Consider the following 9,445-nt stretch of genomic DNA (forward strand, 5'->3'; position numbering starts at 1 on the left):
TATGGCAAGCATTGGGCAGCTCAAACAGCTGTTCCAACAGGAGTGGCAGGCTGCCGAATGATGCGGCTGCGCGCCTTCTTGTATGTCCAGCACCTGCTCGGCATCGGTCATCTCGCGCGCACCAGCCGCATCGCGGCGGCTCTGGTCGATGATGGGTTTGACGTCACCGTCGTGACCGGCGGAGCGCCGGTCGCGGGATTTCCGGGACCGGGGGTAAAGTCGGTAATCCTGCCACCTGTCACCTCAAGTGATGAAGGATTTTCCGGCCTTGTCGACCTGCAAGGCAAACCCATCGACGATGATTTCAAGAAGCGGCGTTCAGAGATGCTGCTGCAGGCATTTCGGGATTGCAGGCCTGATATCGTCATGATCGAGGCGTTTCCATTTGGACGCCGGCAGATGCGTTTCGAACTCATGCCGCTGATCGAGGCCATCGACGCGACATCGCCCAGGCCGCTGTTGGCGACGTCTGTCCGTGATATCCTTCAGGAGCGCGTCAAGCCGGGCCGAAACGAGGAAACGGTCGATCTTATCAACAGGCATTTCGACGTTGTCATGGTTCACGGCGATCCGGCTTTCGCAACCATCGACAAGACATTTCCACTGGCTGGGGCGATCACAGCCGAGGTCACCTACACGGGGCTCGTTGCCGCGCCGCCACCGCCCGCGGCCTCCGAGCGCTTCGACGTTCTGGTGTCGGTTGGCGGCGGCGCTGCCGGAAAACACCTGGTCAGCTCCGCCATCGCCGCCGCAAGGAATGCCAACAACGCTTGGAAATGGTGTTTGATCACCGGCCCAAACTTGCCGAAAGACGAATTTGACGCGATCGCGCACGATGCCACGCCGGGGCTGTCCATCTTCCGATTCCGCGAGGATTTCGCCAGCCTGCTGACCGGCGCCCGCCTGTCGGTCTCGCAGGCGGGTTACAACACGGTCTGCGATGTCCTGCGCGCCGGTTGCCGCTCCCTGCTGGTTCCATTTGCAGCCGGTGGGGAGACCGAACAAACGGTTCGCGCCCTGATGCTCGAAGAACTCGGTCTTGCAACGGTGCTGACGGAACAGGATTTAACGCCTGAAGGTTTGGCGCAAGCGATCGAACAGGCGCTTGGGGCGCCGACGCCATCCGCGCATCGCCTCGACCTGGAAGGCGCGCATCACGCGGCGCAAATCCTGCGTGAGCGGCATCGAGCCTGGTCCTTGAAATCCTAACGCGGGTCGCGTCCGGGTTAGAGACGCGCAAAGCGCTTCAAACAGTTCCAATCAGCATGAAGCGCGTATATTTCTTCGTCGACAGCTCGCCGGAGAACCTGATCTCGCGCAGCGCCGCCATGGCTTCGAAGGCTGCCAGTGAAGCCACGCAGTTGATGTGCGTCGGCTCGCTGAAATAGTCGTTCGATTGCAGCAGGACAGTCGTGCCGCGCGGAAGCAGAGCAAGCCAGGCGCCGAGATCGGCTATGTGTTCGCAGCTTGTATTGACCACAAGGTCGGGTTGCCCGGCCGCATAGTCGAGTGCGTACATATCGTCCGTCAGCGCCCGGAACCGGTCGCCGGCTTCCCGGTTGAGGGTCAGTGCCACCGCGCCGACTTCGGGATCGATGTCGATGCTATCGACCGCCGCTATGTCGAAACGGGCGTCGTTGAAAAGCATTGCCGGCAATACGCCGTACCATCCACCCAGCACCCATATGCGCTCGAACCGGCGGCCGCAGCTTTCGAAAAGCCTGTCGAGCGCCCACATCTTGCAGGCGACCTGTTTGTGGTTGAAGGCGTTGGCGATGTCGGCCCGCGGATGCTTGGCGATGACGCGCGCCAGCCCGCTCACGAGAGGGTGGTTGACATAGGCAGCAATTCCCCGCGTAAGGTCCAGGGCCTGCTCGTGCCCGTCCAAGGCGGCATTGCGTGGTTGCGTGACATCCATCATAGTCGTCTTGTATGGTGGGATTTCGGGCGACACAACGCAATCTTGCCCCCCGCAAGGCTGTTTGATCCGGGACGTGATTATGCTGTTAGCCGCTTCGCCATTGCCCGGAGAGGGCCGGTTGCATCTGTCCGGACCGAAGGCGTCCTGGGTGGGCTGCGGCTGCGAGCTTGTCTTTGGCGACGAAGACCTTGCCGATGCGCCCTTCGCCGGCAGGTGCTCTCACATCCTGCATCCTTCCAGCTGAAGGACCCACAGTCGCATATGGAACCCAGCCTAGCCCGCTATATCTGGAGGCACACCAGGAAGCAGCAGCTCTGGATATTGATGATCGTCCTGCTTTCGATGATCCCGTATTTCATGTCCTTCGACCTGCCGAAGCTGATCGTCAACGGCCCGATCCAAGGCAAAGGCTTCGAGCAACCGGGCGCCACCCAGCCATTCATGAGACTGCACTATGACCTGCCGTTCATTGGCGAGGTCCAGTTCTTCTCCGGCTTTCAGCTCGACCGCTCGGCGACGCTGCTTGCCCTAAGCGTCGTGTTCCTATTGCTGGTCGTCATCAACGGCTTGTTCAAACTCTACATCAACACCTACAAGGGCCGCCTCGGCGAACGCATGCTGCGGCGTATCCGCTTCGATCTGGTTGATCGAGTGCTGCGGTTTCCGCCGTTTTACTTCAAACGGGTGAAATCCGCCGAAGTGGCGACCATGGTGAAGGACGAGGTGGAGCCGCTGGGCGGCTTCATCGGCGACGCCTTCCTGCAGCCGGTGCTGCTCGGCGGCCAGGCGCTGACGGCCATGCTGTTCATCATGGTCCAGAATTTCTGGCTCGGAACGATAGCGGTCGTGATCGTGGTGATCCAGATCGTGCTGATCCCGCGAATGCGGCGGCGGCTCATCGTGCTCGGTCGCGAACGGCAGCTTACGGCGCGCGCGCTTTCGGGCCGGGTTGGCGAAATCGTCGACGGCATCGGCGCGGTTCACGTCCACGACACCTCGAACTACGAGCGCGCCGACATAGCTGCCCGGCTCGGGCTCATCTTCAAGATCCGCTTCGATCTTTACCAATGGAAATTCATGGTAAAGTTCCTCAACAATTTTCTCGCGCAGCTGACGCCCTTCCTGTTCTACATGATCGGCGGGTATCTGGTCATCGAGGGGCGGCTGGACGTCGGCCAGCTCGTGGCCGTGATCGGCGCCTACAAGGACCTGCCCGGACCGATGAAGGAACTGATCGACTGGGATCAGGCGCGGCAGGATGTCCAGGTCAAATATCAGCAGGTCGTCGAACAGTTCACCGTCGACGGTGTCATTGCACCGACAATCGGGGCATTGACGATCGACGCCCCCGGGCCGATGACCGACACGCTGTCGGCGATCGGTCTGTCGGTAGCGGACGATGGCGGTGCATTGCTCCTCGACCGTATCTCCCTCCAGGTCAAGCCGGGTGAGACGGTGGCGCTGGTCAGTACCGCAACAGGTGGAGCGGAGGCGCTGGCGGAAGCCTTCGCGCGGCTGAACCGGCCGAAAGGCGGCAAGGTCGCTTCGGGCGCCCACGACCTGCTTGAACTCCCCGAAGCAGTGACCGGCCGGCGCATGTCCTATGCCTCGTCGGATGTTTTCTTGTTCCAGGCAAGCCTCCGCGACAACCTGCTCTACGGGTTGAAGCATGCCCCGCTGACATCGGTGACTTACGACGGCGCTGCGGCGGACCAGCGCCGCTGGAACATCCACGAGGCGCGCCGGTCGGGCAATCCCGATCATGATATCCAAAGCGACTGGATCGACTACGCTTCCGCCGGCGCTACCGGCCCGCACGACCTCTTTGAAGCCGTGCGCCGGGTGCTCGACGCGGTTATTCTGTCGCGCGACATTCTGGATCTTGGCCTGCGCTCTTCGGCCGACCTGACGCGTCACACGGAGCTTGCCAGGCGAATCGTCGAACTGCGTGCGGCGCTGCGAACGCGGCTGGAACACGAAGGGCTGAGCGGACTGGTGGTTCCTTTCGAACCGGGCGCCTACAACAAGGAAGCAACGATCGGCCAGAACCTGCTCTTCGGCGCTGCCGCCGGCCCCGAACTGGCCGACAGGGCTCTGGCGGCCAATCCGTATTTTGCTTCTGTGCTGAGCCAGGCCGGCCTCGACCGCACGCTCTACGAAATGGGCATGGAGATCGCCGACCAGGCGATCGAGCTGTTTGCCGACCTGCCGCCCGATCACCAGTTCTTCCAGCAGCTCGCCTTCATGAGCGCCGAGGAGATACCCGCCTACGAAACCTTGCTGCAACGGCTCAAGAACCGTCCCTACGAGGCGGTCTCCGAGAACGATCGCGCCATGATCGTCACCTTGAGCTTTGCCTATATCGAGCCCCGGCATCGCTTCGGCCTGCTGAGCGACGAGCTGATGAGCAAGATCGTGGCTGCGCGCAACGGATTCTATGAAAACCTTCCGCCCGAGCTGCAGAATGCGGTCGAACGGTATGATCCCGCCAAATACATCGCCGCGGCTACCGTCATGGACAATGTCCTGTTCGGCCGCGTGGGCAACAACCATCCCGACGCGCCGGACCGCATACGCTCCATCGTCTATGACATTCTTGACGAGCTGGGGCTCTATGCCGAAGTTCTGGATGTCGGTCTGGACTTCAATGTCGGTTCCGGCGGCAGGCGGCTGACCGGTGGACAGCGCCAGAAGCTCGACGTCGCCCGGGCCCTGCTCAAGCGTCCCGATTTTCTCATTCTCAACCGGCCGCTGTCGGCGCTCGACCAGCGTATGCAGGACAAGGTGCTGCAAAACGTGCTCGAGGAGGCCAGACGCGACGGCCATTCGCCGGCAATTGTGTGGGTGGTGACGAATCCGGCAATGGGGATGATGTTCGATCGCGTTGTCGTCTTCGACTCGGGCCAATTGGTTGAAGACGGAACACACGAGACACTTTTGGCGGAGAGCGGTATCTTCAAGGAACTGCTATCATAGAGCATTGGACATTCAGATGGGATCATTCTGCCGGTGGGAACTTGTGGCAAGGTCAAGGGATTCGGGTTTCCGGCTGATCGGGCCCGCCACCTTTCGCGTGGTTCGTCCCGCTACCCGGAAACAGAATTGATCCTATCTGGGGGTCGGTTGTTCTAGTCTCGCAGACGTGAGTTTTGGGAAGGTTCGCGACAATGCTGCTCAAGGATGAGGTTGGAATGCTGCAACGCGTTCCCTTGTTCTCTGGCATAGAGCCGACAAAGCTCAAGCTGCTTGCGTTCACATCCGATCGCGTGAGCTACGCCGCCGGCCAGATCCTTTTCCGGCAGGGTGATGAGGGAGATGCGGCCTATGTCATCCTTTCAGGCAGGGCGGATATTCTGGTCGATTCCGACAGCGGACCGATAAAAGTTGCCGAACTGCTGCCAAATTCGATCGTTGGCGAGATCGCCATATTGTGCAACAGCTCCCGCACGGCCACCGTCAGAGCCGCAAGTCCGGTTGAAGCCTTGAGAATTCACAAGGATCATTTCCTAAGGCTTATGAAGGAGTTCCCGGAAATGACCATCGAGATGGTTCGGGTTCTTGCCGATCGCCTGAGCCATACGACCGCGGATCTGATCGACGCGCGAAGCGCCAATAACGAATGAATTGCGCTCGATCCTTGCCGTCGTGATGGCACGGGCCTCTCACGGACAAGGTCATCAGGAGGAAAACCTTTCTCGCCTAGCAGCAGTTGTTTGGCTACGATGGCCGAGGGGGACTACGAAGGGCTTGCATGGACGACGACGTTTTCCTGGTCAGGTTTTGGGGCGTGCGCGGCAGCATTTCGGTATCGGGGCCAGAATTCTCTCGCTATGGCGGCAACACAATCTGCATCGAGATGCGATGCGGCAAGCATACGCTTCTATTCGACGCGGGCTCTGGCCTGCGGCCTGCCGGCTGGGCGCTTCGGGCGTCGGGCGTGACCGATTTCGACCTGTTTTTCACGCATTGTCATTACGATCACATCATCGGGCTGCCGGCCTTTAAGCCGATGTATGACCGGAGCGTCAAACTCAGGCTTTGGTCCGGGCATCTTGCGGGACGCATGACGACCCGGCAGATGGTCGATGAGTTCATGCGGCCGCCCTGGTTTCCGGTGAGACTGGATGTCTGCAAGGCAAGCCTCGACTATCGCGATTTCGTATCCGGAGACGTGCTTCGGCCGCGCCAAGGAGTGGTGGTCCGAACCGGCAGTCTCACCCATCCCGGTGGCTGCATAGGCTACCGGGTCGAATGGGGTGGCCGCGTCGTGGCGGTGATCACAGACACCGAGCACGAGCCGGGCCAGCTCGATCAGGCGATCCTCGATCTCATCGAGGATGCCGACCTCGTCATTTACGATTGCACCTACACCGAAGAGGAAATGGAGCGCTATCGCGGTAACGGGCACTCGACATGGCAACAGGGCGTCAAGCTCTGTGAGGCTGCCGGCGCGCGGGGGCTTGCGCTGTTTCACCACGATCCGTCGCGCACCGACGATCAGTTGGACGAGATGGAGAAATTGGCCAAAGACAGGTTTGCAGGCGCTTTTGCCGCGCGGGATGGCCAGACGCTCGAATTTCCCGTCTCATCGCATAAAAAGCGCTGAGCTATTTTCCTTTGCCGGCGCTGCGCCCGATCAATGTCCTGATCGGAAGCCATGCGCAGCCTTCAGCCTGTGCGGTGACTGCGAACAGCCGTTCGAGGAAAAGCCAGGCCGATTCATCATGTACGAGATGGTGGGTGAGCAGGCCGACCGGTTCGCCGCCATCGAATGCCTGCTGCAGTTGCGCGACGATAGCCTGAACCAACAGGCCATGATCGCGGCAACCGCGCGTGCCATGCCAATCCATGATGTCGACATTGCTGTTGATGACCGCCAGCGAAGCCGGCTTCGGCGGCCCATAGACCGACAATGCCGTAAATCCTATCGATCCAAGGTCGGAAACCAGGCCGGCGTCGATCCTGTTCCAGGGTGGCACCAGCATCGGAACGGCACGTGCGCCATGCAGGCCGGTTACGTGCGACAGCCCGCGCGCCAGGTCATCGAGCACCGCCTCGCGCGGCCGATGCGGGCCGAGCTCCTGCTTTTTCTGGTCCTCTGGCGCATGATTCCGGTGCGCCCAGCCATGGATTGCGACCGTGGCATGCGGCGCCTCGTCAAGCCGGACGACAAGCTTCTCATCAGTCCGGGCCGGAATCACGGCCAGGGTGACCGGAACCGCGAATTCACCGGTGAGGCGGAGCAGCCGGTCAAGCGCGGGCGTCGGATCCACGGCGTCATCGTCGCGCAGCCAGAACTCTGCCTTGCGGCCCGCCCGTTGCCAGCGCGCTAGGTCTTCCACCAGGGGTTGCCAGATCCGATCGGGTGTCATGAAACCGGGATCTTCGCAAGAAGTTCGGTCAGACACGCAGCCGCCGCACCGAGGGAACGCTCTTCGAGGGTGAAGCGTCTGGCTTCCGCGGCCATGATGGTTCTTTCGTCGTTCCGGGTCAGGAGCCTTTCAATGGCGGAAGCGAATGCCGCCACATCGCCCGGCGGGGTGAGAAACCCGGTCTGGCCATCCCGCACGACCTCCGGCACGCCGGCGATGTCCTGGGCTACCACCGGAAGGCCGGCGGCCTGTGCTTCAAGATAGGCAATGCCATAGGCCTCGCCGAAACCCGGCCAGACGTAAATTCCCCCACCGTAGAGGACATCCGGCACGGCGGCTGGCTCAATCGCGCCAAGCCATTCGACGCGGTCGGCGGGCAGGCCCGCGAATTGTGCCTTGACCTCTTCACGCGCAGGCCCGTCCCCGACGACCGAGATGGTCCAGGGCAGGTGGCCGATCGAGCCGAGCGCTTGCGCCAGCATGTGATAGCTTTCGAGTTTGTCGCCCGGGCGCATCATGGCGACGGTAACGAGGCGCGTCGGACAGCCCCGTGTCGGCGTTTCCCGGAATGCCGATGTGTCGATGAAGGGCGAAAGCATGCCCAGAGCGGCATCGGGTATCGCCTCTGCCAGTCCCTGACGATCCCTTTGCGTGAAGCAGATGTTCAGCGCCGCCTGTTCGACGGCTCGCACCACCGACGCTTGCGCATCGGCCCACAAGCCGGTGTTGCGCCGCCTCGAATAGGAGGCTTCCGCTGTCACATAGGGGACGGCAAAGGCCGATGCCAGCTCTGGCCCGATCAGGTCGGGCGCCTTGTAATAGGGATGATAGGTGAACCAGAGACCGGGTTTGCCGTCACGATCCCAAAGCCTTGCCAGCCGCGCGGCTTCCGCTCGGGCCTCGATCTTGAGCGCATGGAAACTTTTCGACTCCGGTTCGCGTAGATAGAAGCGCAATTCGGAAGCCAGTTCGACGCTATGCCCGCCGCGCTCCAGCGCCTTGACCAGCGCCCTTGCCATCTGGCGGTCGCCGGAGGCAACGGGATGATTGAGTGACTTCAGCGGCGCGTAGAAGGCAATTCGCATTTCCGGACCCTATCATCGCAAAGCCAGCGCAAGTCAATTTCGCAGCACGATCGACTTCACCTTCAAGCAGTGGAAATGTGCTATCTCATGCTCATGGAAACAGCCGCCGCGTCCGACCCGTTTGTCGCTTCTCTGCCGGTCTTCGCCAAGTTCGAAAGCGTTGCCGATATCGACAACTATCGGCCTCTCCCCGATGGCTGGGCGCTGGCCACGGCCGACATCGTCGGCTCGACCAAGGCGATCGAGGCTGGGCGCTACAAGACCGTCAACATGGCCGGCGCCAGCGTCATTTCGGCGCTGCTCAATGCGCTGGGCCGGCAAGACCTTCCCTTTGTCTTCGGCGGCGACGGCGCGCTGGTGGCGTTTCCCGGCTCGGCGCTGGGGGTTACCCGCAACGCGCTGGCGGATGTGCAGAGATGGGTGGCGGACGAACTGGACCTGACCCTGCGTGCCGCAATCGTGCCGATAAAAGACATAAGGGCGCAAGGCCGCGACGTTCGCGTGGCGAGATTTCAAGCCTCCGAAGCGGTCTTCTATGCGATGTTCGCCGGCGGTGGCGGCAGTTGGGCGGAAGCCGAGATGAAAGCGGGGCGCTACCGCATCGATCCTGCGCCGGCTGGCGCGCGGCCGGATCTGACCGGCCTCTCCTGCCGCTGGAACCCGATCGAAGCCCGGCACGGCGAAATCGTCTCGATCATAGCCATACCGGGGGCGTCGCGCGACTTGCGCGGTTTTCAGTTTCTGGCGTCTGACATCATCGCCCTTGCCGGCAGGCAGGAACGCGATGGCCACCCGGTACCGGTGAACGGGCCGGACTACAGCCTGCTGCCTGCCGGCCTCGATATCGAGGCGCGCGCCACGGCCCCGGCAGGACGGCGCTGGCTAACGAAGCTGTGGGTCATGTTCCTGATGACGCTCACGGCCGTCACCGATAGATATGGCTGGACGATCGGCAGTTTCGATCCGAAGGTCTACAAACGTGACGTGGCCAGCAATTCGGATTTCCGCAAGTTCGACGACGGCTTGAAGATGACCATCGACGTCGACGCGGATGTGTTGCAACGGAT

The 9,445-nt window shown here is 61.7% G+C and carries 8 protein-coding genes; 5 read left to right on the forward strand and 3 right to left on the reverse strand.

Annotation, left to right across the window (positions count from 1 at the left end; genetic code table 11):
- Window positions 1–57 precede the first annotated feature (57 nt).
- Entirely contained in the window at window positions 58–1,209 is a 1,152-nt protein-coding gene (locus EN780_RS19730) for a glycosyltransferase family protein (protein WP_128275065.1), read from the forward strand.
- Window positions 1,210–1,246: 37 nt separating this feature from the next.
- Here EN780_RS19730 and EN780_RS19735 read toward each other — a convergent pair whose 3' ends face one another.
- On the reverse strand, window positions 1,247–1,918 hold the full coding sequence (locus tag EN780_RS19735; protein ID WP_128275066.1) for a class I SAM-dependent methyltransferase: 672 nt from the start codon (window positions 1,916–1,918) through the stop codon (window positions 1,247–1,249).
- Window positions 1,919–2,182: 264 nt separating this feature from the next.
- Here EN780_RS19735 and EN780_RS19740 point away from each other — a divergent pair, with 264 nt between their 5' ends.
- The 3 genes from EN780_RS19740 to EN780_RS19750 all read left to right on the forward strand — a co-directional run bounded on the left by EN780_RS19740 (window position 2,183) and on the right by EN780_RS19750 (window position 6,527).
- Window positions 2,183–4,897, forward strand: coding sequence for an ABC transporter ATP-binding protein (locus EN780_RS19740; RefSeq protein ID WP_128275067.1), 2,715 nt, complete (start codon window positions 2,183–2,185; stop codon window positions 4,895–4,897).
- A gap of 191 nt (window positions 4,898–5,088) precedes the next feature.
- A complete protein-coding gene (locus tag EN780_RS19745) occupies window positions 5,089–5,544 on the forward strand; it encodes a cyclic nucleotide-binding domain-containing protein (protein WP_127284751.1) in 456 nt (151 codons plus the stop codon).
- A 128-nt stretch (window positions 5,545–5,672) separates the two neighbouring features.
- Window positions 5,673–6,527, forward strand: coding sequence for an MBL fold metallo-hydrolase (locus EN780_RS19750; RefSeq protein WP_127284752.1), 855 nt, complete (start codon window positions 5,673–5,675; stop codon window positions 6,525–6,527).
- 1 nt (window position 6,528) lies between these two features.
- Here EN780_RS19750 and EN780_RS40710 read toward each other — a convergent pair whose 3' ends face one another.
- Together EN780_RS40710 and EN780_RS19760 are read right to left on the reverse strand one after the other, a co-directional pair.
- Complete coding sequence (locus EN780_RS40710; protein WP_127284753.1) at window positions 6,529–7,293, reverse strand: polysaccharide deacetylase family protein; 765 nt, start codon at window positions 7,291–7,293, stop codon at window positions 6,529–6,531.
- Window positions 7,290–8,378, reverse strand: coding sequence for a glycosyltransferase family 4 protein (locus EN780_RS19760; RefSeq protein ID WP_127284754.1), 1,089 nt, complete (start codon window positions 8,376–8,378; stop codon window positions 7,290–7,292). The genes EN780_RS40710 and EN780_RS19760 overlap by 4 nt, the downstream gene beginning before the upstream one ends.
- 93 nt (window positions 8,379–8,471) lie before the next feature.
- Between EN780_RS19760 and EN780_RS19765 the strand changes: the two genes are divergently transcribed.
- The coding region (locus tag EN780_RS19765) for a DUF3095 domain-containing protein (RefSeq protein WP_245500026.1) at window positions 8,472–9,445 on the forward strand (974 nt) is incomplete at its 3' end.

Source organism: Mesorhizobium sp. M4B.F.Ca.ET.089.01.1.1 (assembly GCF_004022605.1).
Classification (GTDB): domain Bacteria; phylum Pseudomonadota; class Alphaproteobacteria; order Rhizobiales; family Rhizobiaceae; genus Mesorhizobium; species Mesorhizobium abyssinicae.